Source organism: Nocardioides sp. SYSU D00038, assembly GCF_016924665.1.
Classification (GTDB): Bacteria; Actinomycetota; Actinomycetes; order Propionibacteriales; family Nocardioidaceae; genus Nocardioides.
Genome location: NZ_JAFFJT010000027.1, coordinates 71,463 through 95,487, shown reverse-complemented (window position 1 = coordinate 95,487; position 24,025 = coordinate 71,463). Strand labels below are relative to the sequence as shown.

At 73.0% G+C, this 24,025-nt stretch carries 26 protein-coding genes and 1 other RNA gene; 21 read left to right on the top strand and 6 right to left on the bottom strand.

Annotated features, from left to right (window positions below):
* The first annotated feature begins 104 nt into the window (after nucleotides 1-104).
* Nucleotides 105-911 (top strand): hypothetical protein, encoded by an 807-nt coding sequence (locus JT721_RS16945; RefSeq protein ID WP_205474439.1) that lies wholly within the window; start codon nucleotides 105-107, stop codon nucleotides 909-911.
* A gap of 7 nt (nucleotides 912-918) precedes the next feature.
* Here the strand turns inward: JT721_RS16945 and JT721_RS16940 are convergent, their stop codons facing one another.
* Nucleotides 919-1,524 (bottom strand): TetR/AcrR family transcriptional regulator, encoded by a 606-nt coding sequence (locus JT721_RS16940; RefSeq protein WP_205474438.1) that lies wholly within the window; start codon nucleotides 1,522-1,524, stop codon nucleotides 919-921.
* 45 nt (nucleotides 1,525-1,569) lie between these two features.
* On the opposite strand from JT721_RS16940, the gene JT721_RS16935 reads away from it, so the two are divergent.
* From JT721_RS16935 to prfB, 3 genes are all read left to right on the top strand, one after another.
* A complete protein-coding gene (locus JT721_RS16935) occupies nucleotides 1,570-2,481 on the top strand; it encodes an oxygenase MpaB family protein (protein ID WP_205474437.1) in 912 nt (303 codons plus the stop codon).
* Between the two features lie 9 nt (nucleotides 2,482-2,490).
* Nucleotides 2,491-2,931, top strand: a complete 441-nt coding sequence (locus JT721_RS16930) for a CAP domain-containing protein (protein WP_205474436.1) — start codon at nucleotides 2,491-2,493, stop codon at nucleotides 2,929-2,931.
* A 68-nt stretch (nucleotides 2,932-2,999) separates the two neighbouring features.
* A complete protein-coding gene (gene prfB / locus JT721_RS16925) occupies nucleotides 3,000-4,118 on the top strand; it encodes a peptide chain release factor 2 (RefSeq protein WP_205474435.1) in 1,119 nt (372 codons plus the stop codon).
* Between the two features lie 22 nt (nucleotides 4,119-4,140).
* Here prfB and JT721_RS16920 read toward each other — a convergent pair whose 3' ends face one another.
* Nucleotides 4,141-4,791: a hypothetical protein gene (locus tag JT721_RS16920; protein ID WP_205474434.1), complete on the bottom strand. Its 651-nt coding sequence runs from the start codon at nucleotides 4,789-4,791 to the stop codon at nucleotides 4,141-4,143.
* A 104-nt stretch (nucleotides 4,792-4,895) separates the two neighbouring features.
* On the opposite strand from JT721_RS16920, the gene ftsE reads away from it, so the two are divergent.
* The 7 genes from ftsE to ssrA all read left to right on the top strand — a co-directional run bounded on the left by ftsE (nucleotide 4,896) and on the right by ssrA (nucleotide 10,474).
* On the top strand, nucleotides 4,896-5,585 hold the full coding sequence (gene ftsE / locus JT721_RS16915; protein WP_205474433.1) for a cell division ATP-binding protein FtsE: 690 nt from the start codon (nucleotides 4,896-4,898) through the stop codon (nucleotides 5,583-5,585).
* Nucleotides 5,586-5,615: 30 nt separating this feature from the next.
* Nucleotides 5,616-6,527: a permease-like cell division protein FtsX gene (gene ftsX, locus JT721_RS16910; RefSeq protein WP_205474432.1), complete on the top strand. Its 912-nt coding sequence runs from the start codon at nucleotides 5,616-5,618 to the stop codon at nucleotides 6,525-6,527.
* 54 nt (nucleotides 6,528-6,581) lie between these two features.
* Nucleotides 6,582-7,844, top strand: coding sequence for a murein hydrolase activator EnvC (locus JT721_RS21850; RefSeq protein WP_205474431.1), 1,263 nt, complete (start codon nucleotides 6,582-6,584; stop codon nucleotides 7,842-7,844).
* 332 nt (nucleotides 7,845-8,176) lie between these two features.
* Nucleotides 8,177-8,656, top strand: a complete 480-nt coding sequence (gene smpB / locus JT721_RS16900; RefSeq protein ID WP_205474430.1) for an SsrA-binding protein SmpB — start codon at nucleotides 8,177-8,179, stop codon at nucleotides 8,654-8,656.
* Nucleotides 8,649-9,536, top strand: a complete 888-nt coding sequence (locus JT721_RS16895) for an amidohydrolase family protein (protein WP_205474429.1) — start codon at nucleotides 8,649-8,651, stop codon at nucleotides 9,534-9,536. Before smpB ends, JT721_RS16895 begins: the two co-directional genes overlap by 8 nt.
* Nucleotides 9,537-10,040: a hypothetical protein gene (locus JT721_RS16890; RefSeq protein WP_205474428.1), complete on the top strand. Its 504-nt coding sequence runs from the start codon at nucleotides 9,537-9,539 to the stop codon at nucleotides 10,038-10,040. It abuts the gene before it with no gap.
* A 63-nt stretch (nucleotides 10,041-10,103) separates the two neighbouring features.
* Nucleotides 10,104-10,474, top strand: a transfer-messenger RNA (tmRNA) gene (ssrA, locus tag JT721_RS16885).
* Nucleotides 10,475-10,563: 89 nt separating this feature from the next.
* Here ssrA and JT721_RS16880 read toward each other — a convergent pair.
* The 3 genes from JT721_RS16880 to JT721_RS16870 form a co-directional block, all read right to left on the bottom strand.
* Nucleotides 10,564-10,884 (bottom strand): hypothetical protein, encoded by a 321-nt coding sequence (locus JT721_RS16880; protein ID WP_205474427.1) that lies wholly within the window; start codon nucleotides 10,882-10,884, stop codon nucleotides 10,564-10,566.
* Nucleotides 10,885-10,962: 78 nt separating this feature from the next.
* Nucleotides 10,963-11,883, bottom strand: coding sequence for an SDR family oxidoreductase (locus JT721_RS16875; RefSeq protein WP_205474426.1), 921 nt, complete (start codon nucleotides 11,881-11,883; stop codon nucleotides 10,963-10,965).
* Between the two features lie 49 nt (nucleotides 11,884-11,932).
* Nucleotides 11,933-12,691 carry an SDR family oxidoreductase gene (locus tag JT721_RS16870; protein WP_205474425.1) on the bottom strand — a complete coding sequence of 253 codons (759 nt, stop codon included), beginning with the start codon at nucleotides 12,689-12,691 and terminating at the stop codon, nucleotides 11,933-11,935.
* Nucleotides 12,692-12,785: 94 nt separating this feature from the next.
* Here JT721_RS16870 and JT721_RS16865 point away from each other — a divergent pair, with 94 nt between their 5' ends.
* From JT721_RS16865 to JT721_RS16840, 6 genes are all read left to right on the top strand, one after another.
* Complete coding sequence (locus JT721_RS16865; RefSeq protein WP_205474424.1) at nucleotides 12,786-13,358, top strand: TetR/AcrR family transcriptional regulator; 573 nt, start codon at nucleotides 12,786-12,788, stop codon at nucleotides 13,356-13,358.
* A 143-nt stretch (nucleotides 13,359-13,501) separates the two neighbouring features.
* Entirely contained in the window at nucleotides 13,502-15,943 is a 2,442-nt protein-coding gene (locus JT721_RS16860) for a carboxypeptidase regulatory-like domain-containing protein (RefSeq protein ID WP_205474423.1), read from the top strand.
* 46 nt (nucleotides 15,944-15,989) lie between these two features.
* A complete protein-coding gene (locus tag JT721_RS16855; RefSeq protein WP_205474422.1) occupies nucleotides 15,990-17,369 on the top strand; it encodes a M15 family metallopeptidase in 1,380 nt (459 codons plus the stop codon).
* A gap of 24 nt (nucleotides 17,370-17,393) precedes the next feature.
* Nucleotides 17,394-17,807, top strand: a complete 414-nt coding sequence (locus JT721_RS16850; protein ID WP_205474421.1) for an HIT family protein — start codon at nucleotides 17,394-17,396, stop codon at nucleotides 17,805-17,807.
* Between the two features lie 59 nt (nucleotides 17,808-17,866).
* Nucleotides 17,867-18,634, top strand: a complete 768-nt coding sequence (locus tag JT721_RS16845) for an SDR family NAD(P)-dependent oxidoreductase (protein ID WP_205474420.1) — start codon at nucleotides 17,867-17,869, stop codon at nucleotides 18,632-18,634.
* Nucleotides 18,635-18,725: 91 nt separating this feature from the next.
* Nucleotides 18,726-19,748: a DUF3048 domain-containing protein gene (locus JT721_RS16840; protein WP_205474419.1), complete on the top strand. Its 1,023-nt coding sequence runs from the start codon at nucleotides 18,726-18,728 to the stop codon at nucleotides 19,746-19,748.
* Nucleotides 19,749-19,761: 13 nt separating this feature from the next.
* Here the strand turns inward: JT721_RS16840 and JT721_RS16835 are convergent, their stop codons facing one another.
* Nucleotides 19,762-20,487, bottom strand: coding sequence for a TetR/AcrR family transcriptional regulator (locus JT721_RS16835; protein WP_205474418.1), 726 nt, complete (start codon nucleotides 20,485-20,487; stop codon nucleotides 19,762-19,764).
* A 244-nt stretch (nucleotides 20,488-20,731) separates the two neighbouring features.
* Between JT721_RS16835 and JT721_RS16830 the strand changes: the two genes are divergently transcribed.
* The 4 genes from JT721_RS16830 (at nucleotide 20,732) to JT721_RS16815 (ending at nucleotide 24,014) form a co-directional block, all read left to right on the top strand.
* Nucleotides 20,732-21,271, top strand: a complete 540-nt coding sequence (locus JT721_RS16830; RefSeq protein ID WP_205474417.1) for a hypothetical protein — start codon at nucleotides 20,732-20,734, stop codon at nucleotides 21,269-21,271.
* Nucleotides 21,272-21,341: 70 nt separating this feature from the next.
* Nucleotides 21,342-21,899, top strand: a complete 558-nt coding sequence (locus JT721_RS16825) for a YqgE/AlgH family protein (RefSeq protein WP_205474416.1) — start codon at nucleotides 21,342-21,344, stop codon at nucleotides 21,897-21,899.
* A 58-nt stretch (nucleotides 21,900-21,957) separates the two neighbouring features.
* Complete coding sequence (locus JT721_RS16820) at nucleotides 21,958-22,245, top strand: DUF3039 domain-containing protein (protein WP_205474415.1); 288 nt, start codon at nucleotides 21,958-21,960, stop codon at nucleotides 22,243-22,245.
* An 80-nt stretch (nucleotides 22,246-22,325) separates the two neighbouring features.
* Complete coding sequence (locus JT721_RS16815) at nucleotides 22,326-24,014, top strand: DEAD/DEAH box helicase (RefSeq protein ID WP_240340956.1); 1,689 nt, start codon at nucleotides 22,326-22,328, stop codon at nucleotides 24,012-24,014.
* Nucleotides 24,015-24,025 lie beyond the last annotated feature (11 nt).

The following is a 24,025-nucleotide window of genomic DNA, read 5'->3' as shown; positions in this document are numbered from 1 at the left end:
CAGAAATGCGTTCGTCTCGCCGGGTTTCGAGACAGGACGTCGTCCTTCCTCAACCAGCGGAACCAGCTGAGAACCAAACCGCACACCCGTGCATCGGACCCAGCATGACCATCACACGCATGCTCGGGGCCGCCCTCGCGACGGCCGTCACCGCCACCACGCTCGCCGCCACGGCCACCACCGCGGAGGCCGCGCCGCCGAAGAAGAAGTTCACCGTCACCGTCACCAGCGCGCCGAAGGTGGTGCAGCAGGGTGATCGGGTCGTGATCCGGGGGACCGTCAGGCCCGGCACCAAGGGCGACAAGGTCGAGCTCCAGATCAGGTACGCCGGCGGCGCGTGGAAGACGACGAAGATGACCGACAAGCTGGACGGCAAGCGCCGGTTCGTGCTGATGGACAAGGTGTCCAGCACGAAGACCCGCAGCTACCGCGTGCTGCGCCCCGCCAGCCGCACCCGCAAGGCCAGCACCAGCAAGGTGCTGCCGGTGACCGTCTACTCGTGGCGCTACCTCACGCAGCTCAGCCCGGTGTCGGGCTCGTCGACCTACGAGTACGGCAGCGCCTCGATCAACGGCGTCGCGTACGGCCCGTCGGTGCGGGCGGACGCCCACAAGAACGACGGCAAGACCGAGTACAACCTGCTGCGCCGCTGCACCCAGCTCTCGACCCGGGTGGGCCTCGACGACACCTCCGAGATCACCGCCACCGGCACCGCCCGGCTGGAGCTCGACGGCACGGAGAAGTTCACCGGCTCCTACCAGCTCACGCAGTCGCAGCCGCTGCTGCTCGACGTCACCAACGTGTTCCGGCTGACCTTCGAGTGGGCGTCGACCAACACCGAGGGGACGCCCACCGACCAGTCCGGCGCCGTGGTCACCCTCGCTGCCCCGAGGATCCTCTGCCGCGACTGAGCGGGGGTCAGGCGGTGCTGGGGGTCGACACGATCGCCAGCACCGCCCTGGCCAGCGCGGCGGCCAGCGCCGCGGGGGCCAGCGGGGTGGGGGAGACCCCGCCCTCGTCGAGCAGGGCCGAGGTGATGCCGAGCGAGACGATCACCCGGTACGCCGCCTCGGCCTCCTCGGGCCCCGCGCCGAGCCGCCGTTGCAGCCACCCGGTCGTCGTGGTGGCGATCAGGTGGGTGCAGCGCTCGCTGCGGGCCTGGAAGTCGGGGTCGTCCTGCGCCTCGACGAGGAACGCCCGCAGCACCGCCCGGTGGTCGCCGAACATCGCGACCGCCACCTCGGCGAGCCGGGCCACCGCCTCGTCGTCGGGCAGGGCGTCGACGGCTCCGAAGGCCGCGAGCGTCTCGGCCTCCACCCGGGCCAGCGCCCGGTCCTGGGCGGCGACCAGCAGCCCGCGACGGTCGCCGAAGCGGTGGTAGAGAGACCCGTTCGACGTGCCGGCCGCGCGGGCCACCCCCGCGACGGTGACCGCGGCCAGCCCGCCGGCGGCGAGCAGGTCGAGCGTCGCGTCGAGCATCCGGTCGGCCGACGTCGTGGAGCGCTCCTGCTGCGGCGTACGCATGCGGCGAGCCTAGACGGAATGGAGCGGCTGCTCTAGTTTGTCGCCATGAGGCGCACCCACTGGAAGCGGCGCAACGAGTCGCTCGACCCCGAGCGCGACTGCACCGAGATCTACTACAACGTCGTCGCCCACGAGTTCCCCTGGGACATGAACCAGGCGCTCAGCTTCGCGCTGTTCCGCACCTACGCCGTGCCCGGCATCGGCCGCCTGCTCGACGAGACCGGTGAGTTCACCGGCAACGTGCAGAAGCGCTACGACGACACCGCGCTGCTGCTCGACCCGCCCGCGCGCCTCGGCTTCGACCACCCGGAGTCGCGCGCCGCGATCCGCCGGATCAACCAGATGCACCGCAGCTACGACATCCCCAACCACGAGATGCTCTACGTGCTGGCGACGTTCGTGGTGGTGCCGAAGCGCTGGCTCGACGACTACGGCAAGCGCCCGCTGACCCACGCGGAGGTCGAGGCCTCCGTGCACTACTACCGCACGCTCGGCCGCCACATGGGGATCAAGGACGTGCCCACGACCTACCACGGTTTCGCGACCTACCTCGACGACTACGAGCGCGACCACTTCGCCTACGACGAGGGCGGGCGCCGGGTCGCCGACGCGACGCTGGACCTGATGAAGACCTTCTACGCCAAGCCCCTCGCGCGGCCGGCCGGGGTGTTCGCGCGGGCGCTGATGGACGAGCCGCTGCGCCAGGCGCTGCGCTACGACGCCCCACCGGCCTGGGTCGAGCGGGCCGGCCGGGCCGCCCTGCGGGGCCGCGGCGTGGTGCTGCGGGCGTTCCCGGTCCGGCGCCGGCCCAAGCTGGTCGAGGACATCTCCTGGATCCGCAGCTACCCCGACGGCCACGACGTCGAGCGGCTCGGCACCTTCCCGACCCCCGGCGTGCGCGGCTGCCCGGTGCGCCACTCCGACGTTCCGCGTGCGGAGTCGGCCCCGGCGACGTAGCGTCGTGGCATGAGACGCCTCGTCCTGACCCTCCTGCTCGGCCTGGCGCTCGTCGTACCCGCGACCCAGCCGGCGCACGCCGACGCCAAGTCGCGCTACCAGGCGCAGGCCGTCGCCGCGACCAACGCCCAGCGCACCGCCGCGGGTCTGGCCAGGCTGGTCAAGCAGGACTGCGTGCAGCGGTTCGCGCGCCGCCAGGCCGTGCGGATGGCCAAGCAGCGCCGGATGTTCCACCAGGACCTCGGGCCGGTGCTGCGCACCTGCCGGCTGAGCATGGTCGGCGAGAACGTCGCGGTGGGCTTCCCCTCCGGCCGGGCGGTCGTGACCGGCTGGATGCGCTCGCCCGGACACCGCGCCAACATCCTCGAGCCGCGCTACCGGCTGCTCGGGCTGGCCGCGCGCCGGGCCGGCGGCCGGTGGTACGCCGTGCAGGTGTTCGGCCGGGCCTGAGCCGACCGTCCCCACCGCGAGGGTGCGGTGGCGACACCGTGGTGCCCGGCCCCGTAGTGTTGCTCCACGTGGCAGGACCGGACTTCGAAGCGGAGATCAAGCAGCTCCAGGCGACCATGCACACCGTGGAGCAGGTGCTCGACATCGAGGCGATGCGGCGCGAGATCGCCGACCTCGGCGACCAGGTCGCGGCGCCGGACCTGTGGGACGACCAGGACAACGCCCAGCGCGTGACCGGCCGCCTGTCCCTGCTCCAGGGCGAGGTCGAGCGGTTCACCGAGCTGTCGGCCCGGATCGAGGACCTCGGCGCGCTCGTCGAGCTCGGCCAGGAGGAGGGCGACGCCGACTCGCTGGCCGAGGCCGGCGCCGAGCTGGAGAAGGTCAAGAAGGTCGTCGAGGCCCTCGAGGTCCGCACCCTGCTCTCCGGCGAGTTCGACGCCCGCGAGGCGCTGGTCACGATCCGCTCCGGCGCGGGCGGCGTCGACGCCGCCGACTTCGCCGAGATGCTGATGCGGATGTACGTCCGCTGGGCCGAGCAGCACAGCTACCCCGTCGAGGTCTTCGACACCTCCTACGCCGAGGAGGCCGGCCTGAAGTCGGCCACCTTCGCCGTGCACGCGCCGTACGCCTACGGCACGCTCAGCGTCGAGGCCGGCACCCACCGGCTGGTGCGGATCAGCCCGTTCGACAACCAGGGCCGCCGGCAGACGTCGTTCGCGGCCGTCGAGGTGGTGCCGGTGCTCGAGCAGACCGACGACATCGACATCCCCGACGAGGAGATCCGCGTCGACGTCTACCGCTCGTCGGGCCCGGGCGGGCAGTCGGTCAACACCACCGACTCCGCCGTGCGCCTCACCCACATCCCCACCGGCACCGTCGTCAGCTGCCAGAACGAGAAGAGCCAGCTGCAGAACAAGGCCAGCGCGATGGTGATCCTCAAGGCCAAGCTGCTGGCGCTGAAGAAGGCCGAGGAGCGGGCCCAGCTCGACGAGCTGCGCGGCGACGTGCAGGGCTCGTGGGGCGACCAGATGCGCAACTACGTGCTGAACCCCTACCAGATCGTCAAGGACCTGCGCACCGGCTACGAGACCGGCAACCCCACCGCGGTCTTCGACGGCGAGCTCGACGGCTTCCTCGAGGCCGGCATCCGCTGGCGCCGGGGCGCCGACAAGGCCGAGTCGAACTAGTCCCCGCCCGCCGCTGCGGGGCTCAGGCCCGCGCGGCCTCGGCGACCGCCACGCACCACTCGCCCGCCCGGCTGGTGAGCGCTGTCCGTGTGGTGCCGGCGGTGCCGGCGGTGCCGGCGGTGCCGGCGACCGGCGCCGACACGGTGCAGGTGAGCCAGGCGTCGCCGAACAGGCCCCGGTGACCGACCACCACGGTGCCGCCGGAGGTGCAGGTCGAGGCGAGGGTCGGGTCGCCGTACGCCGGGCCCGGGGGAGTGGTGCAGCCCTCGGTGCGCCGCACCTGGTTGACCAGCGAGCGCGCGGTGCGGCGGTCGACCTGCGGGGCGAAGACCCAGGCGCTGACCGCCGAGCCGTCGTCGGCGGTCCAGGTGCAGCCGAACTCGTGGGCGGTGTCGGCGCCCGACGGCAGCGGCACCGGGTCGCCGTTGCCCCACGCCTCGGCGCCGGTCGCGTCGGCGTCGAGGGCCCGGGTGATGGCGGCGTCCGGCACGTCGTCGCAGAACGGCGCCCGCTCGATCGTCACCGTCGAGGTGTCGTAGCCGGTCAGCGGCGTGGGCGCCGCGCTCGGCACCTCGCCCGTGCCCGCCGCCGGTCCCAGCACCGCGACGCCCGCCGCGACCGCGGCCGCGGTCGCGACCAGCGAGGCCAGGGTCGAGCCGACGGGCAGGCGCATGCGGCCAGCGTAGAGACCGGCGCGGGGTGAGCCGGGACACGGCCCACGCGCCCGCGGCCCAGCCTCCCGGGGAACACTGGGTGCGGCGCGTAGCCTCGGTCCACGTGATTCGCTTCGACCAGGTCACCAAGACCTACCCCGGCACCCGGCGCCCCGCTCTCGAGCGGGTCTCAGCCGACATCGCGAAGGGGGAGTTCGTCTTCCTGGTCGGCGCCTCCGGCTCCGGCAAGTCCACCGCGCTGCGCCTGATCCTGCGCGAGACCCGTCCCACCTCGGGGCGGGTGCACGTGGCCGGCAAGGAGATCAACCGGATGGCCGGCTGGAAGGTGCCGCGGCTGCGCCGCCAGATCGGCACCGTCTTCCAGGACTTCCGCCTGCTCAACACCAAGACCGTCGCCGAGAACGTCGGCTTCGCGCTCCAGGTGATCGGCAAGTCGCGCCGCGACATCGCCCGCGACGTGCCCGCGACCCTCGAGCTGGTCGGGCTCGAGGGCAAGGGCGACCGGTTCCCCGACGAGCTGTCGGGTGGCGAGCAGCAGCGGGTCGCGATCGCCCGGGCGTTCGTCAACCGGCCGATGATCCTGATCGCCGACGAGCCCACCGGCAACCTCGACCCCACCACCTCGGCCGGGATCATGAACCTGCTCGACCGGATCAACGCCACCGGCACCACGGTCGTGATGGCCACCCACGACGCGAGCATCGTCGACCAGATGCGCAAGCGGGTCATCGAGCTGGTCGACGGCCGCGTGGTGCGCGACGAGGCGCAGGGCGCCTACGACGTCCAGAGCTGACCTTCCCCCGGAACCAGAGAGCCCCCTCCCATGCAGCTGCGATACGTCTTCTCCGAGCTCCGCCAGGGGCTGCGCCGCAACCTCTCCATGCACATCGCGGTGATCCTGACCCTGTTCGTGTCGATGACCCTGGTGGGCCTCGGCGTGCTCCTGCGCCAGCAGTCCGACATCGCGGTGCGCTACCTCGGCGACGAGCTGCAGGTCACGGCGTACCTCTGCCGCGACCGCGACCCCAACCCCTCCTGCGCCGGCGAGGCGACCGACGCCCAGAAGCAGCAGATCACCGACGTGATCGAGAACAACCCCGAGGTCAAGGACTACCGGTTCGAGTCCCGCACCGAGGCGTTCGACAAGGTCAAGGAGCTCTACGGCGACGAACGCCGAGACAGCCTGCTGGCGGCGATGAGCGCCGAGGACATGCCGGAGTCGTACTGGATCACCCTCAACGACCCCAACGAGTACGAGGGCATCACCAGCGAGGTGGTGGGCCTCGACGGTGTCTCCCAGCTGCGCGACCTGCGCGACGACCTCAAACCGCTGTACGAGTGGCTCGGCATCCTGCAGTGGGGCGCCCTCGGTGTCGCGGCGTTCCTGGTGCTCGCCGCGCTGCTGCTCGTGGCCAACACGATCCGGCTCGCGGCCATGGCCAGACGCCGCGAGATCGGCATCATGCGCCTGGTCGGGGCCTCGACGCTCTACATCGCGATCCCGTTCGTGATGGAGGTGATCGTGAGCGCGGTGATCGCCGTCGTGCTGGCCGGCGGAGCGCTGGCAGCGTTCATGTACTTCGGCGTGCAGGAACGGATCTCGGAGTCGATCTCGTTCATGCCGTGGATCGGCATGGAGGACTACACCGTGGCGCTGGTCGTGATCGCGATCCTGGCTCCGGTGCTGACGGTGATCCCGACACTCGCGCTGACGGGCAAATACATCAAAGTCTGACCTCGCTGCCCTACGGTCGAGGGGTTCACTTCCCCGAACACCGAAGGCAGATCCGTGCGCTACTTCCCCGGCGCCGCCCGCCGGCGCGTGCTCGCGACCGCGGTCGTCAGCACCCTCGCCGTCGGCGCGATGGCCCTCCCCATCGCCTACGCCGCTGACTCCGACGACCTCGAGCAGAAGCAGAAGGACGTCCGGAACCAGATCGCGCAGGCCAACGACGAGCTCGAGCACTCCAGCAAGGAGGTGCGCGCCGCCGCGGCTGCCGTGGAGAAGGCGCGGGTCCGGCTGGAGCGGGCCAAGGCGTCGCTCGCCGAGACCGAGGCCCAGCTGGTCAAGGCTCGCGCCAAGGACGCCGAGATGCAGCAGAAGCTCACCGAGGCCGAGGCCCGGCTGGAGCAGGCGCAGGCCGAGCTGGCGCAGGGCCGGGCCGAGCTCGCCGCGCAGCGCGAGGTCGTCGTCGACACGGTCACCGACCAGTACACCCAGGGCCCCTCGCAGCTGATCGCGTTCTCGACGCTGCTGGAGTCGAGCAGCCCCGAGGAGCTCTCGCGCCGCCTCGGCCTCAACCAGGCCGTCGTCGACCGCGAGAGCATCTCCTTCGCCGGCCTCACCGAGATCGAGGCGCAGCTGGAGGAGCAGAAGGCCGCGGTGGCGCGGACCAAGCGCGAGATCGAGCTGCGCCGCCGTGAGGCCGCGCAGAACCTCGAGGTCATCGCCGGCCTCTTCGAGGAGGCGCGGGCCGCCAAGGCCAGCGTGCGCACCCTCGTCGACTCCTCCAAGGCCGCGGAGGCCAAGGCCCGGCAGGCCCGCGCCGCCGACGAGGCGCTCCTCGCCAAGCTCAAGCGCGAGGAGGAGAAGATCAAGCAGCAGATCATGGCGGCCGCGGCCCAGGACGACAGCCCGGGCTACACCGGCAACAGCGACGGCCTGCTGCTCGACCCGGTCACCGGCTCGGTGACCTCGCCGTTCGGCTACCGCAAGCACCCGATCTACGGCTACTGGGGTCTCCACGACGGCACCGACTTCGGCGCCGGCTGCGGCAGCCCGCTGCGCGCCGTCGCCGACGGCACCGTGGTCTCCAGCTACTACAGCTCGGTCTACGGCAACCGCCTCTACGTCAACGTCGGCCGGGTCAACGGCCACGTGATCACCGCGGTCTACAACCACGCGACGTCGTACCGGGTCGGGGAGGGGGCGCGGGTCAAGCGCGGCCAGACCGTCGGCTACGTCGGCTCGACCGGCTGGTCCACCGGCTGCCACCTGCACTTCACGATCCTGCGCGACGGCAACGCCGTCGACCCGATGGGCTACCTCTGATCGACGCTGGTCGAGGAAGGACGAGGTCCTTCCCTCGTTACCCGGTGGGACGAGCGCCCTCCGGTGGGGACGGTAGCCGTTCGGGTGCGGTGGTTTCGAGGCTCGCTCCGCTCGCACCTCAACCACCGCCGGCGCTGGTTGAGGTGCGAGGAGCGCCAGCGACGAGCCTCGAAACCCGGTGGGCCGAACGCCCTTCCGGTGGGACGGCCGACGTTCGGGGGCGGTGATTTCGAGGCTCGCTCCGCTCGCACCTCAACCACCGCCGGCGCAGCTTCCTCAACCAGCGGGCGGTTGCGGCAAACCCCGTTGCCCGCGCCTGCGAGAATGGGGGGATGCCGAAGGAACAGGGGCGGAAGATGATCGCGCAGAACAAGAAGGCGCGTCACGACTTCGCCATCGAGGACACCTTCGAGGCCGGGCTGGTGCTGCAGGGGACCGAGGTGAAGTCGCTGCGGCAGGGCCGGGCCTCGCTGGTCGACGGGTTCGTCGACATCGACCGCGGGGAGGCGTGGCTGCACGGCGTCCACATCCCCGAGTACTCCCAGGGCACCTGGACCAACCACTCCGCGCGCCGCAAGCGCAAGCTGCTGCTCAACCGCGAGGAGATCGACAAGATCGAGCGGCGGGTCAACGAGCGCGGCCTGACCGTCGTACCCCTGTCTCTGTACTTCCTCGACGGCCGCGCCAAGGTCGAGATCGCTCTCGCCAAGGGCAAGAAGTCGTGGGACAAGCGCCACTCCATCGCCGAGCGGCAGGCCAACCGCGAGGTCGAGCAGGCCGTCGGACGGCGGCTGAAGGGCATGCGTGACTGAGGCGCACCCCGACGTCGCACCGGTCCGCGCCTTCTGGACCGCGCTCGGGCTCCCGGGGCTCTTCGACGCGCACGCGCACTTCCTGCCGCCCAACATCGAGGCCGCGGTGTGGCGCCAGTTCGACCAGGCCGGCCCGCTGATCGGGCGCGAGTGGCCGATCCGCTACCGGCAGCCCGCCGAGGAGCGGGTCGAGCTGCTGCGCGCGTTCGGCGTACGCCGGTTCCCGACCCTGCCCTACGCCCACAAGCCCGGCGTCGCGGCCTACCTCAACGACTGGTCGCGCGCCTTCGCCGCCGAGGTGCCCGAGGCGCTCTGGTCGGCCACGCTCTACCCCGAGGAGGGCGTCGCGTCGTACGTCGGCGAGCTCGTCGCCGAGGGCGTCGAGATCGTCAAGGTGCACCAGCAGGTGGGCGGCTTCCACCTCGACGACCCGCTGCTCGACGAGGCGTGGGGAGTGCTCGAGGACGCCGGCACGCCGGTGCTGGTGCACGCCGGGTCGGGGCCGGTCGGCACCGAGTTCACAGGTCCCGAGTCGATGGCGCGGCTGCTGTCCCGTCACCCGCGGCTCACCGTCGTGGTGGCCCACCTCGGCGCACCGGAGTCGATGGCCTTCCTCGACCTGGCCGACCGCCACGAGGGCGTCCACCTCGACACCTCGATGGCGGTCAGCTACTTCTTCCGCGAGCACTTCGACGAGCGCGTCGTGCCGCGGCTGCGCGACCTGGAGCCGCGGATCCTGTTCGGCTCCGACTTCCCGACCATCCCGGACCCCTACGCCGAGCAGCTCGACGGGCTGGTCCGGCTCGACCTCGGGGACGACTGGCTGCGCTCGGTCTGCTGGCACAACGCCGTCCGGCTGCTCGGCGAGGGTGGTGCCTGAGTGTCCGTCCTCGTCCTGGCCCTGCTGGTGGTGGGTGCGCTCGGCCTCCTCGTGGTGGTCGCGGGTGCGGTCGCCCTGGTGCGGTCGTTCCGCTCGCCGCCGGCCGTCCCGCCGGGGCCGGTGCCTCCGCTCGCACCCGCCGTCGCGTCGACGTGGAACCTCGAGGTCCTGGGCGGCGGCGTGATCGGCGCGATGGGCGGCACCCTCAACGCGATCTACGGCACCCTCCACGTCGACGACGGCCGGGCGTCGTTCACCGTCGACGGTGCCACCGGGCCGGCCTGGACGGTCGCCTGCCGCGACCTCCACGTGATCCGCCAGGGGCTGGGACCGTTCGCGGTCGCGTCGCTACGCCTGGTCGGGCCGATGGGCGAGATCCGCTGCAACGCCAGCCGCGAGCACCTCAACCGGGTGGTCGACAACCCGGTCAAGGACCTGCGCGAGAGCGGGTACGCCGACGCGCTGGCCCGGGCGCTGAGCGCCCACGGCGCGCGGCTGAGCTGAGCCGCGGGCATAAGGGCTGGGTCTGGTCGGTTGCACCCACTAGAGTGGAAGCACAACTCAAGAGGGGCTGATCGGTTTCGACTTGGGACGTTAGTTCCAGGGGAAGCGGGTCGAGGAGCCAGCGTCATCTCGTAAACGATCGCTGGAAACCAATAACTGCCAACGCTAAGCGCAGTTCCTTCGCTCTCGCCGCCTGAGCGGTGATCGAAGCGTCAGACCGGGTATCCGTCTCCGGCCCGGACCCTGGCGTCATCTAGGAGACTTGCTGCTCATTCCTTGTCGCGGAGGGTGAGCGGGACTATTCCGTGACTGGGCCTGTCGGCGACGTGTCAGTGCGAGCGCCGGGGCCGAGCAGAACGACATCACTGACTGCACCCGGAGAAGACCTGGTTCGACGCTCGAGGACGCGGGTTCGATTCCCGCCAGCTCCACCACCGCCATGCCACGTGGCACCCCTCGCGAGGACACTACGACGAAGGGCCCCGACCGTCCGGTCGGGGCCCTTCGTCGTCGTGATGGGAGCTCAGTGGAGCCGCCAGCCGGTCCGTTGTGCGTGGACGAGCACGAGACCCACCACCAGCAGCGCCTCGAGCAGCGCCGCGACGACCGTGGCGCCCGTGACCCGGAGGCCGACGCGGCGCCACGGCGGCGACACGAGCACCAGCAGCCCGGCCGCTGCGGTCGTCACCAGGGCGGCGACGGGGAGCCAGAACGTGCTGTCCAGGCCGCCGGACAGGGCGCGCTGCACCGGGAGGGCGAAGATCGCCAGCTGGAAGAGGACGGTGACCCGGGCCCACGGCCCGCCGAGCGGCTGCCATCCCGTCCCTCGGGCGGACTCGGTCATCGCGCCACCATCCACGCGCCGTGACCTACGGCGAGGTGGGCGCCCGGCCGGTCTCCCGGGTCGGCTCGCCCTGACGCGTCACGCCAGGGCTGGCTGGAGCAGGTCCTCGAGACCGACCCGGCGGTAGAACTCGCGCCGCACCCGGTCGCCCACGGCGTTGACCACCTCGGCACCGTCGTCGGCGGGGTCGACGTGCACCCGGAACGGCCGGTGGCCCTTCGGGGTCGCGACCAGGTCGACCACCGCGCGGGCGACGTCGCCAGGGTCCTGGTCGGCGGGCGCGAGGTCGGCGAGCTTGGCGGCGACCTGGTCGACCAGCCCGGCGTACTCGCTCTCGTAGGCCGCGACGACCTCGGTGTCGGCGGCATGACCGGCGTGGGCGAAGTGGTTGGTGCCGACGGTGAACGAGCCGGGCACGACGATCGCGGTGTCGATGCCGAACCGGGCGAGCTCGGCGGCGTAGCTCACGGCGAGGGAGTCCATCCCGGCCTTGGCCGCGAAGTACGGCGCCAGGTACGGCGGGGTGCCGCCGCGGGTGCTCGACGACCCCATCCACAGCACCAGCCCGTCGCGCTGGGCCCGCAGGTGCGGCAGCACCGCGCGGTTGACCCGCTGGGTGGAGACGACGTTGGTCTCGTAGAGCTCCACGAGCTGCTCGGGCTCGAACGCCTCGGTGGGGCCGATCGTCATGTGGCCGGCGTTGTGGAGCAGCACGTCGATCCGGCCCGCCTCCTCGATCACGGTGGCCACGGCGCGGTCGACCGAGCGCTGGTCGACGACGTCCATCTCAACGGGTCGGAGGTCGACGCCGTGCTCGCCGGCGTAGCTGCGGGCGTCCTCGGCGGCCTGCCGGTTGCGCGCCCCGAGGTCGCGCATCCCGGCGTAGACGGTGTGGCCGGCGTCGGCCAGCGCCCGCGCGGTCAGCGCGCCGAAGCCGCCGGAGGCGCCGGTGATGAGGACCGTGCGAGCGGTGGGGTCCGGGGAGCTGGGGGTGGTCATGGCGGTTCTCCTTCGGTCGGTGTGGTGAGCGGACGAGTGGGTGGTGCGGTCAGGCGATGCCGCCGTTGACGTAGACGACCTGGCCGTTGACCCAGCGGGCCGGCCCGGCGAGGTGTGCCACGACCTCGGCGATGTCGGCCGGCTTTCCGAGCCGCTCCAGCGGCGGCATCTTCGCGAGCTGGTCGACGGCCTCCTGCGGCTTGCCGTCGAGGAACAGCGGCGTGGCGGTCGGGCCGGGGGCGACGGCGTTGACGGTGATGTCGCGGCCACGCAGCTCCTTGGCGAGGACCATGGTCATCGCGTCGACCGCGCCCTTGGTGGCGGCGTAGGCCGCGTAGGTGGGCAGCGCGAGCTTCACGACCGAGCTCGAGAAGGTGATGATCGCCCCGCCGTCGCGCAGCCGGCGCACCGCCTCGCGGGCGACCACGACGGTGCCGCGCACGTTGGTGCGGTGCATCCGGTCGAAGTCGTCGAGGTCGAGCTCGGCGAGCGGGGAGAGCAGCATGATGCCGGCGCTGTGCACCAGCACGTCGACGCCGCCCAGCGTCCGCTCGACCTCGTCGAACATGGCCGCGACCGCGGCCTCGTCCGCGATGTCGGCCTCCACGACGACGGTGCGGGCGCCCGCCGCCGCGGCGGTGCGGGCGACCTCCTCGGCCCGGTCGCGGTTGCCGACGTAGTGGACGGCCACGGCGAAGCCGTCGGCCGCGAGCCGCTCGACGACCGCGGTGCCGATGCCGCCGGAGCCGCCGGTGACGAGGGCGACCCTGGGACGGGGGGTGTCGCTGGGGTGGGCAGTGGTGGTCATGGCGGGCCTTCCTTCCGGTTGGTGGACGCGCACCGGAATGTGTACGCTGTGTTCATATAAGCATATATGAACGAATCGTTCAATAGGAGACCCGATGCCCCGAGGACGACGCCCCACCGAGGACGTCCGCCGCGACGTGCTCGCCGCGGCCGGCCGGCTGCTGCTCGCCGACGGCATGGACCGGTTCACGATCGAGCGGGTGGCGACCGAGAGCGGCGCCAGCAAGGTCACGATCTACAAGCTGTGGCCCTCCAAGGGAGCCCTGGCGCTCGAGGGCTACTTCGCCGCGGTCGAGCAGGCGCTGGAGTTCCCCGACACCGGCGACCTCGAGCACGACCTGCGCGAGCAGCTCCACTCGTTCGTCGGCCTGCTGACCGGCACCCCGGCCGGCCCGGTGGTGCGCGGCCTGATCGCCGAGGCCCAGCGTGACCCGGCGCTGATGGAGGCCTACCTGCACTCGTACGCCGAGCCGCGGCGCCGCTTGGCCGTCGAGCGGCTGGAGGCCGCCCGGGCCGCCGGCCAGCTCGGCGAGCGCGTGGACGCCCAGACGGTGGTCGACCAGCTGTGGGGGGCCTGCTACCACCGGTTGCTGCTGCCCGGCCACGACCTCGACGAGGTGTTCGTGGACCGCCTGCTCGACAACCTCCTGCACGGGATCGGCCGCTGAGCCGTCCGCGCGACGCCGGGCGCGCGCCGGTCGGCCTGTGAGCCGGGCCACAGGTTTGGCAGGGGGGTGCGGGGGTAGGTGGGTGGGCCGCTTGACTAAAGCGGACTCCTTAGACCCATCACTCGAGAGGGACCCCCATGCCCATGGCGTCCACACGCCAGCTGTTCGCCGCCGTCCTCGCGGTCGCCGCGCTGATCGGGTCGTGGCTCGTCGCCGCACCCGCGTCGGCCGCGACCGGCACGATCTCCGGCACGGTCAAGGTCCGCGCCGTCGGTGGCCAGCCCGTCGGCCACGCCGGCGCGCAGGTGGTCTTCGACCGGGCCACGACCGCAGGCGAGGACCCCAGCTTCGAGAACTCCGTCGCCAGCGTGACCACCGGCGCGGGCGGCGCCTTCGCCTCGCCGGCCCTGGCCGACGGTCGCTACCGGGTGCGCGTCTACCCCGGCAGCTTCGCCGGGCCCGGCACGCTCGGCCACGAGTACTTCGACGACCGCTGGAGCCCCTACGACGTGACCCTGGTGACCGTCGCCGGAGGCGCGACCACGCTCGGCAAGGACGTCGTCCTCCAGCCGACCGGCTGGGTGACCGGCACCGTGCGCGACGAGGCCGGCCAGCCGATCGCCGGAGCGACGGTCACCCTCTCGCAGACGCCCGGACGCGGTGGCGGCTACGGCATCGTGACCGACGCCCAGGGCCGCTACGACACCCGCACCGGCGACTACACCGACAACACCATCCCCGGCAGCTACCGCGTCGAGGCCGGCTCCTACGGCAGCGACATCGACAGCCCGGTGTACACGTCCTCGTCGGCCGACGTGGCGATCGCCGCCAATGCGGGCGTGCAAAGGGACTTCGTGCTCAAGCGGCTGCCCCAGGTGGTCTTCACGCTCCAGGACACCAACGGCTCGCCGCTGGCGAACGCGCCGCTGAACATCCAGGAGTACCGCAGCGACCTCGGCGGCTGGGGCCCGATCCAGTCCGGCCCGCACGAGACCGACGAGGAGGGGCGCTACCGCTTCGTGGGCTACCCCGGCCGCTCGGTGAAGGTCTACTTCGGCACGCCGGCCGGCTACACCGGTTCCGGCGTCGGAGAGTACTGGGACGGGCCCACCGGTGACGGCGCCTACGCCCTGCGCGACGCCGCGGTGGTCGACTTCCCCCAGGGCGTGGCCATGAACCGCAGCTACACCGTGCGGCTCGGCGCCGCTCCCGCCATCAGCGCCGGCAGCCCGACCATCACCGGCACGCCCAAGGTGGGGCAGACCCTCACCCTCGTGCCCGGCACCTGGGGCCCGGGCGCCGTCGACCTCGACGTGCAGTGGCTCGACGGGGGGTTCGTGATCCCCGGCCAGACCGAGCGCGAGCTGACGCTGACCCCCGACCTGGAGGGGTCCTACATCACCGCGCGGGTGACCGGGGCCAAGGCCGGCGCCGACGCCGTCGACCGGGCCGCGCCGTACCTCGGCCCGGTGACCGCGGGCGCCCCTCCGGTGTCGTTCACCCGCCCCACGATCAGCGGCACGCCCCGGGTCGGCTCGACGCTCACCGCGGTGCCCGGCGCGTGGGGTCCGTCCGGCGTCGCGCTGGCCTACCAGTGGTACGCCGCCGGCCAGGCCGTCGGCCAGGCCACCGCCCAGACCTTCGTGCCCACGGCCGCCGAGCAGGGCAAGGCGATCACGGTGCGGGTGACCGGCTCGCTGACCGGCTACAGCACCGTGGCGCGCACCTCCGCGGCGACGGCCGCGGTCGCGGCGGCACCCGCGGTCAGCGCCTCGACGCCCACCATCTCGGGCACCGCCCAGGTCGGCTCGACGCTCACCGCGGTGCCCGGCGCCTGGGGCCCTGACGGCGTCGCGCTGGCCTACCAGTGGTTCGCCGGCGGCCAGCCCGTGGCCGGCGCGACCGCCAGCACCCTCGCGCTGACCGCCGCCCAGCAGGGCCAGCCGGTCACCGTGCGGGTCACCGGCACCCTGGCCGGGCACACCCCGGCCGAGCGCACCTCCGCGGCGACGGCTGCGGTCGCGGCCGCACCCGAGGCGCCGGCCGTCTCCGCGGGCACGCCGACCGTCGCCGGCACCGCGCGCACGGGTCAGCGGCTGACCGCCCGGCCCGGCAGCTGGGGCCCGACCGGGGTGACCCTCGGCTACCAGTGGCTCGCCGACGGCACGCCGATCGCGGGCGCCGCGGGCGCGTCGTACGTCGTCACCAACGCGGTCGCCGGACGCCGGATCAGCGTGCGCGTGACCGGCACCCTGGCCGGGGCGGCCGCCGTCGTCCGCGACTCGGCACCCACCGCGGCGTCGGTGGGGCTGCTCACCGCCCCGAGGCCGAGGATCACGGGCACCGCGCGGCAGGGTCGCAAGCTGACGGTCAAGCTCGGGACCTGGTCGCCGGGTCCGGTGCGACTCACCTACACCTGGCTGCGCAACGGCACGAGGATCGCGGGGGCCACCAGGGCGAGCTACACGCTGCGCAAGGCCGACGTCGGCAAGCGGATCAGCGTGCGGGTGACCGGAGCCCGGGCGTCGTACGCCACCGTCGTCAAGGTCAGCGCGCGCACGGGCAAGGTCAAGCGCCAGGCCTGACCGAACGGGTGTGGTGGCCGGCGCGGCCGGCCACCACACTGACCCGATGAACCTCGGGCGTGCGGTCCTGGTCGTGGTCTGCGTGCTCGCCCTCGGCTGGCTCGCGCCCCCGGTCGCGGCGGCCGCGACGCCCACCCAGCTGGTGCTGTCGGGGGCCGACGCCCGGGCCGGCGACCCGAGCACGATCAGGGTGTCGCTGTCGTCGTCGGGCGGCCCGGTGGCAGGGGCCGGCGTGGTCGTGGAGCGACAGGTCGGTGGCGGGTGGCAGCCCCTGGCGACCGTGGTCACCGGCGCCGACGGCACGGCGACCACCTCCGCGCCGCTCTCGCCGCGGCCGGCCGAGAACCTGTTCCGCGCGTCGTACGCCGGCGACGACACCCACGACGCCGCGACGGCCGGGCCGGTGGCCGTCCGGCTCTTGCTCCGGCGCAGCGTGGTGACCCTGACCGGCCCGGCGTCGTTCGTCGACGAGCGCTCCGCGGTGCTGCTGGTCGGCTGGCGCGGCGACGACGGCCGCCCCGCGACCGGCACCGTGCGCCTGCTGCGCCGCACCGGGGGCGGCGGGTGGCGGGTCAGCCGCGCGGTCGCGGTCGGCGCCGACGGCCGGGCCCGGGTGCGGGTCGCGCCGCGGGTCGACACCCGCTGGCGGGTCGAGACTCCCCGGCTGCCGTGGCTCGAGGCCGGCCGCAGCGACGTCCACCGCCTCGACAACCGGCCGCCGGGCCGGGCGGTTCGCTGGCCCGTCGGCGCGCCGCGGCCGCGGATCGCGCTGCCGCCCCAGGCCCGGGCCACCGCGCCGGGGGCCGCCCCGGTCGTGGTGCGCATCCCCGACCGGGTCTGGCGCTCGATGGTGGGTCGGTCGTGGCACCGGGGCTGCCCCGTGGGCCGCGCCGGGCTGCGGCTGGTGCGGGTCAACTACTGGGACTACGACGGCTACCGCCGCCGGGGCGAGGTGGTGGCCGCGGCAGGGGCGGCGGAGCGGATGGCCGGTGCGCTGGCCGAGATGTACCGGCGTCGGCTGCCGATCCGGGCCATGTACCGCGTCGACCGGTTCGGCTGGTCGCACCGGCTGGGCGGGGCGGACGACTACCGCTCGATGGCGGCGGGCAACACCTCGGCCTTCAACTGCCGCGACGTCGTCAACCGCCCGGGCGTGCGGTCGCCGCACTCGTGGGGACGCTCGCTCGACGTCAACACCTGGGAGAACCCCTACCGCTCGGCCACCGGCCTGGTGCCCAACGCCTGGTGGCAGCCCCGGTCGCACCCGCGGATCGCGTGGCGTAGCAGGGCGCACGTCGTCGTCCGGCTGATGGCCCGCCACGGGCTGCGCTGGACCTACGGCCGGGGCGACACCCAGCACTTCGACGCCGCCCACCACGGCCGGGTGGTGCTCCCGCGGGACTGCCGCGGGGTGGTGTGCCACTGACCGCGTCGTTCCTAGGCTGCACCCATGGCCGACTGCGTCTTCTGCGGGATCGTGGCCGGCGAGGTGCCGGCCGACGTCGTCCTCGACGAGCCCGACCTCCTCGCCTTCCTCGACCAGCGCCCGGTGTTCAAGGGGCACGTGCTCCTGGTCCCGCGCGAGCACGTCGTGACCCTGCCCGACCTGCCGGCGCGCCTGCGCGACCCGTTCCTGGCCGCGGGTCAGCGGATCGCGACCGCGGTGGTCGAGGGGCTGGGCGCGCAGGGCAGCTTCGTGGCGATCAACAACGTCGTCAGCCAGTCGGTGCCCCACCTGCACCTGCACGTGGTGCCGCGCACCAAGGGCGACGGGCTGCGCGGCTTCTTCTGGCCTCGGCACAAGTACGACGACCTCGAGGAGCGAGGGCGGTACGCCGAGCGGCTGCGCGCCGCTCTACAGTGACCGGGCAGCATCCACCAGGCAGCGCCGACGAGCAGCGCGGATCAGCAGGAGGTCACACCATGGGTCGCTACGACGGTCGGGTCGTCGTCGTCACCGGAGCCGCGCGCGGCATCGGGTTCGGCTGCGCCACGCGGTTCGCCGAGGAGGGCGCGTCGGTGGCGGTGCTCGACCTCGACGAGGCCGCTGCCGCCGAGGCCGCGGGCCGGCTGCCCGTGGTCGACGGCGCCCGGGCGATCGGGGTGGGCTGCGACGTCAGCGACGCAGCCTCCGCCGAGGCCGCGGTCGAGCGGGTCGTGGCCGACCTGGGCGGCATCCACGTGCTGGTCAACAACGCCGGGATCACCCGCGACAACCTGCTGTTCAAGATGACCGAGGACGACTGGGACCTGGTCATGGGCGTGCACCTCAAGGGCGCGTTCCTGATGACCAGGGCCGCCCAGAAGCACTTCGTGGAGCAGAAGTACGGCAAGATCCTCAACCTCTCCAGCGTCTCTGCACTGGGCAACCGCGGGCAGGCCAACTACTCCGCGGCCAAGATGGGCGTGCAGGGCTTCACCCGCACCCTCGGCATCGAGCTCGGCCCGTTCGGCATCAACGCCAACGCCATCGCGCCGGGCTTCATCGCCACCGAGATGACCGACGCCACGGCGGCCCGGCTGAAGATGGACGTCGAGGAGTTCCGCCGGCTCAACGCCGAGGCCAACCCGGTGCGCCGGGTCGGCTTCCCGGAGGACATCGCCGCCGCTGCTGCGTTCCTCTGCAGCGACGAGGCGTCCTACGTCACCGGCCAGACCCTCTACGTCGACGGCGGGGCGAAGCTGGGTTGAGGCCCCCGCGGCGCATACTGACCGCGGACCGGACCCGCACCCCGAGCTCGACCGAGCCCACGCACCCAGACCCGATCGAACGGAGCCCGACGTGCCTGCACCTCGTGGACACCGCAGCGCGGCCCTGCCGGTCGCGCTCCTGCTGACCGCAGCGCTGGCCCTCGCCGGCTGCGGCGGCGACGACGACGGCGACGGCGCCCCCGACCCCCAGGCGACCGCAGGCGGCGGGGTGCTCGACTCCACCTGGCCGCTCACCGGCCTCGAGGTCACCGGCGAGCAGAGCGCGGCCCAGGAGCACCCGGTGATGGTCCTGAAGATGGACAACACCGCCTCCAGCGCGCCCCAGCAGGGGCTCGGCACCGCCGACCTGGTCGTGGAGGAGCTGGTCGAGGGCGGGATGACCCGGCTCGCGGCGTTCTTCTACTCCAAGATCCCCGGCGACGTCGGTCCGGTGCGTTCGATGCGGGCCACCGACATCGGCATCGTCCGGCCCACCGGCGGCGTGATGGTCACCTCGGGCGCGGCCCAGGTCACGATCGACCGGATCCGGAAGGCCGGCATCGCGTTCTTCCAGGAGGGCGACAAGGGCTTCTTCCGCGACGACAGCCGTTCGGCGCCGTACAACCTGTTCGCGAACCTGCGCCAGACCGCCACCCTGGTCGAGGACGACGCCGCCCGCCCCGACGACTACCTGCCGTGGGGCACGACCGAGGACCTGCCGCAGGGGCAGCCCGCCAAGCGGCTCTCGGCGCGCTTCTCCGGCGGCCACGCCACCGACTGGATCTTCGACGGCAAGAAGTACGTCAACCAGAACTCCTACGCCGCCGACGGCGACGAGTTCCCGGCCGACACGGTGCTGGTGCTGCGGGTGCAGGTCGGCGACGCCGGCTACACCGACCCCGCGGGCAACCCGGTGCCGGAGTCGAAGCTCGACGGCAAGGGCCCGGCGCTGCTCTTCCACGACGGCCGCCTGGTGCGCGGCACCTGGCGCAAGGACGGCCTCGACGGCCACATCCAGCTCGCGACCAAGGCCGGCGACCTGACCGTCCCGGCCGGGCGCACCTGGATCGAGCTGGTCCCCGCCAACGGCGGCGACGTCACCTTCGGCCGCTAGGAGTGCCGACCGGCTAGGCGGGGTCCTCCGGCAGCGTGAAGGTGTCGGTGCTGGTCGGCAGCTCGACACCGTTGGCGGCGAGGGCCTGGAAGCCGGCCACGATGAAGGCGATCGCGGTCTCGACCCGGTCGGCGGCCGCCTCGGGGTCGTCGGAGGCCGCCACCGACTCGCCGGCCGACGACATCGCGCCGAAGAAGATCCGCGAGAACGTCTGGGTCATCTCCTCGTCGAGCTCCCAGGTGCCGGCGGTCAGCACCGAGCGGACGATCTCGACCACGGTCGCGAACGTCGAGCGCTCCTCCTGCTCGCGGAACCGCTCGTATCCGAGGACGGCCGGCCCCTCCTGGATCACGATCCGGCGGTAGTCGGGCTCCTGCACGATCAGCCGGAAGGCCCGCAGTCCCGAGAGCGCCTTGACCCACGGGTCGCGGCTGCCCTTGATCGCCTTCTGGATCCGCTTGCTGGCGTCGAGCTCGATCCGCTCGAAGACCGCCTCGAACAGGGCCTGCTTGCCGCTGAAGTGGTGGTAGAGCGCGCCCTTGGTGACCTGGGCCCCGGCGACGATCGCGTCGAGGCTGGTGCCGGCGTAGCCGTGCTCGGTGAAGAGCTCCTGGGCGACCTCCACCAGCGCTCGCTTGGTGCTGGCGGAGTACTGCTGGCGCCGCGAGCCGCCGGGGACGCTCGGCACCTTGGGCTTGGGCACCTTGGGCACGAGCTTGCTCACGGACGACTTCGGCACGGGTCCACCCTAGTGGCCTCCGTCACAGCAGCCGATGCACGGCGCCGCCGGCCTCCGGTGCGCGGGTCGGGCCTCGACCCCGCCACGACGTCGAATCCCCAAGCAGGCAAGGGACGATCGTCACACGCCGGGTGGCGAGGATCACCGACCGGAACGGACCTGACGGCTGGCATACCGTCAGTACGTTGCCCTACTGTGGGTACGTACTCACGGTATGTGAGTCCCTCCCGACAGGAGAACGACCATGACCTGGAAGTCCTTCCACAACCGCGGGGAGATCCTCCGCGACGTCATCCGCACCGCCGACCGGCGCCGCGACGGCGTCCTGCCGATGGACGTGCCCGGCGTCGCCGAGACCTTCGGCGACGAGCTGACCCTGCTCGGCGCCCTGTCGCTGCGCTGGCACACCCGGCTCTCCGGCCGGATCGAACGCGAGCTGGTCTCGCAGCCGATGGACCTCGAGCGCGCCGTGCAGCGGGCCTGGCAGGCCACGGCCGACGAGCTGCCCGGCATCCGCCGGGTGCTCGACCACCACCTCGAGCACCCCCTCGACGACGCCATGGCCTCGGCCCTGGCCAAGGCGCAGGCCAAGGAGCACCTCCTGCTGGCCGTGATGGCCGGCCAGGGCAGCGCCGGCGGCAGCACCGGCGACGCCGCCTCGGTCGCGGCCGGCCGCCGGATCGAGGCCGCGGCGCGCGCGTCGTACCTCCCGGTCGACCTGGTCGACGATGACGCCGACCGGCCCACCCTCCTGGCCCGACTGCGGGCCGTGCTGGCTGCCTGACCGCCCTCCCCGGAGGCAGCCACCCCCTCGGCCATGGCCCCGCCCACCGTCGCTGCGCGATGATGGGGCCATGGCCGAGGTGCGTGCGGGGATGCTGCTGGTGGCGACGCCGGTGCTCCTCGACCCCAACTTCTCCGAGACCGTCGTGCTGGTGCTCGACTCCGACGACGACGGCGCGCTCGGCGTCGTGCTCAACCGACCCTCCGCGGTGCGGGTCGACGAGGTGCTCGAGCCGTGGGGCGACGTCGTCGCCGAGCCCGAGGTGCTCTTCCAGGGCGGCCCGGTCAGCACCGAGGGAGCGCTGGCCGTCGGGCTGCTGCGCGACCCCGACGACGAGCCGGTGGGCTTCCGCGAGGTCGACGGTCGGCTCGGCCTGGTCGACCTCGACACCCCCGTCGAGCTCGTCGACGGCAGCCTGGCCGGGCTGCGGATCTTCGCGGGCTACGCCGGCTGGGGGGCCGAGCAGCTGGCCGGCGAGATCGAGGAGGGCTGCTGGTACGTCGTGCCCGCCCAGGCCGCCGACGCCTTCCGCCTCGACGCCGGCGACCTGTGGCGCGAGGTGATGCGCCGCCAGCCCGGCGAGCTGGCGTGGCACTCGACGCGACCGGCCGACCCGGGCCTGAACTGACCCGGCGCCCCGCCCGTCGTGGTCGGGGCGCCTCCCGTCCTCACGTAGGGTGGGACCCGTGAGCACCATCGGATTCGGCACCGGCACCGCCGTCGACGAGCGGGTGCGCGAGGACCGCCACACCGTCCCCACCGACGACGGCGACCACGAGCGCTTCTCCCACTTCGTGGAGAAGGACAAGCTCACCGAGGCGATGGTGATGGGCACCCCCGTGGTCGCGCTGTGCGGCAAGGTGTGGGTGCCGAGCCGGGCGCCGGAGAAGTTCCCCGTCTGCCCGGAGTGCAAGGAGGTCTGGGAGTCGCTCAACGACGACTCCGGTGACGGCTCGGGCGGCAGCCGGTCTTGAACTCCGCCCTCACCCCGGCCTGGCCGGAGCGGGCGGCCTGGGGCACGGCGCCGTCGCTCCGTGCCTGGCAGTCCGCCGCCATGGAGCAGTACCTCGCCCGCCAGCCGCGCGACTTCCTCGCCGTGGCCACGCCCGGCGCCGGCAAGACGACGTTCGCGCTCAGCGTGGCCTCCGAGCTGTTGGGCCGGCGGATCGTCGACCGGGTCACGATCGTGGCGCCCACCGAGCACCTCAAGACCCAGTGGGCCGAGGCGGCCGAGCGGGCCGGCATCCCGATCGACCCGGCCTACGCCGCGGGCAAGGGCAGGACCTCTTCCGACTACCTCGGGATCGCGGTCACCTACGCCGGCGTCGCGGTGAACCCGCTGGCGATGCGGATCCGCACCGAGCGCTGGAAGACGCTGGTGATCCTCGACGAGGTGCACCACGCCGGCGACGCGCTGTCGTGGGGCGAGGGCGTGCGCGAGGCCTTCGACCCCGCCCACCGCCGGCTGGCGCTGACCGGCACGCCGTTCCGCTCCGACGTCAACCCGATCCCGTTCGTCACCTACGCGCCCGGCGACGACGGCGTGCCGCGCTCGGTGGCCGACTACACCTACGGCTACGCCGAGGCGCTCGCCGACCACGTCGTGCGCCCGGTGCTGTTCATGGCCTACTCCGGCGAGATGCAGTGGCGCACCCGGGCCGGTGACGAGGTGTCGGCGCGCCTCGGCGAGCCGCTGACCAAGGACCTCACCAACCAGGCGCTGCGCACCGCGCTCGACCCCGAGGGGTCGTGGATCCCGTCGGTGCTCGCCGCAGCCGACAAGCGGCTCTCGGAGGTGCGCCGCCACGTCGCCGACGCCGGGGGCCTGGTGATCGCCACCGACCAGGACTCCGCGCGGGCCTACGCCAAGACGCTGCGCGCGATCGCGGGCGAGGCGCCCACCGTCGTGCTCTCCGACGAGAAGCAGGCCTCGAAGAAGATCGCGGAGTTCGCGCAGGGCGACGGCCGCTGGATGGTCGCGGTGCGGATGGTCTCCGAGGGCGTCGACGTGCCCCGGCTCGCGGTCGGCGTCTACGCCACCACCACCGCCACCCCGCTGTTCTTCGCCCAGGCGGTCGGCCGCTTCGTCCGGGCGCGCACCCGGGGCGAGACCGCGTCGGTGTTCCTCCCGTCGGTGCCGACGCTGCTGCAGTACGCCGGCGAGCTCGAGCTCGCGCGCGACCACGTGCTCGGCCGCCGGGTCTCCGACGACGGCGACATCTTCGCCGCCGAGAAGGACCTGCTCGCCCAGGCCCAGGCCGGGGAGGGCGCCTCCGACGAGCTCGAGGCGCTGCCGTTCCAGGCGCTGGGCTCGGAGGCCCGCTTCGACCGCGTGCTCTTCGACGGCGGCGAGTTCGGCCATGCGGGCGAGGTGCACGTCGGCTCGGAGGAGGAGATGGACTTCCTCGGCATCCCGGGCCTGCTCGAGCCCGCCCAGATGCGCGAGCTGCTCGCCCAGCGCCAGAGCGACCGGGCCCGCAAGCAGCGGTCGCAGGCCGACGCCAACGCCCGGGCAGCCGATTCGCTCACGGAAGTCTCCACCCACGAGCAGCTGGCCGTGCTCCGGCGCGAGCTCAACGGCCTGGTGGGCGCCTGGCACCACCGCACCGGGCAGGCCCACGGCGTCGTGCACGCCGCGCTCCGCAAGGAGTGCGGCGGCCCCGCCGCCGCGGTCGCCAACGCCGAGCAGCTGCAGGCCCGGATCGACCGGGTGCGCGACTGGGCGGTGCGGCGCTCGTCGTAGCCGCGACCGCC

Coding starts and splice junctions, on each gene's coding strand:
- smpB (WP_205474430.1), top strand. CDS start 8,177: ATGCCGAAGGAACAGGGGCGGAAGATGATCGCGCAGAACAAGAAGGCG.
- JT721_RS16865 (WP_205474424.1), top strand. CDS start 12,786: ATGCCCCGAGGACGACGCCCCACCGAGGACGTCCGCCGCGACGTGCTC.
- JT721_RS16945 (WP_205474439.1), top strand. CDS start 105: ATGACCATCACACGCATGCTCGGGGCCGCCCTCGCGACGGCCGTCACC.
- JT721_RS16830 (WP_205474417.1), top strand. CDS start 20,732: ATGACCTGGAAGTCCTTCCACAACCGCGGGGAGATCCTCCGCGACGTC.
- JT721_RS16850 (WP_205474421.1), top strand. CDS start 17,394: ATGGCCGACTGCGTCTTCTGCGGGATCGTGGCCGGCGAGGTGCCGGCC.
- JT721_RS16870 (WP_205474425.1), bottom strand. CDS start 12,691: ATGACCACCACTGCCCACCCCAGCGACACCCCCCGTCCCAGGGTCGCC.
- JT721_RS16825 (WP_205474416.1), top strand. CDS start 21,342: ATGGCCGAGGTGCGTGCGGGGATGCTGCTGGTGGCGACGCCGGTGCTC.
- JT721_RS16930 (WP_205474436.1), top strand. CDS start 2,491: ATGAGACGCCTCGTCCTGACCCTCCTGCTCGGCCTGGCGCTCGTCGTA.
- JT721_RS16935 (WP_205474437.1), top strand. CDS start 1,570: ATGAGGCGCACCCACTGGAAGCGGCGCAACGAGTCGCTCGACCCCGAG.
- ftsX (WP_205474432.1), top strand. CDS start 5,616: ATGCAGCTGCGATACGTCTTCTCCGAGCTCCGCCAGGGGCTGCGCCGC.
- JT721_RS16860 (WP_205474423.1), top strand. CDS start 13,502: ATGGCGTCCACACGCCAGCTGTTCGCCGCCGTCCTCGCGGTCGCCGCG.
- JT721_RS16845 (WP_205474420.1), top strand. CDS start 17,867: ATGGGTCGCTACGACGGTCGGGTCGTCGTCGTCACCGGAGCCGCGCGC.
- JT721_RS16875 (WP_205474426.1), bottom strand. CDS start 11,883: ATGACCACCCCCAGCTCCCCGGACCCCACCGCTCGCACGGTCCTCATC.
- JT721_RS16855 (WP_205474422.1), top strand. CDS start 15,990: ATGAACCTCGGGCGTGCGGTCCTGGTCGTGGTCTGCGTGCTCGCCCTC.
- JT721_RS16815 (WP_240340956.1), top strand. CDS start 22,326: ATGGAGCAGTACCTCGCCCGCCAGCCGCGCGACTTCCTCGCCGTGGCC.
- JT721_RS16940 (WP_205474438.1), bottom strand. CDS start 1,524: ATGCGTACGCCGCAGCAGGAGCGCTCCACGACGTCGGCCGACCGGATG.
- JT721_RS16880 (WP_205474427.1), bottom strand. CDS start 10,884: ATGACCGAGTCCGCCCGAGGGACGGGATGGCAGCCGCTCGGCGGGCCG.
- JT721_RS16920 (WP_205474434.1), bottom strand. CDS start 4,791: ATGCGCCTGCCCGTCGGCTCGACCCTGGCCTCGCTGGTCGCGACCGCG.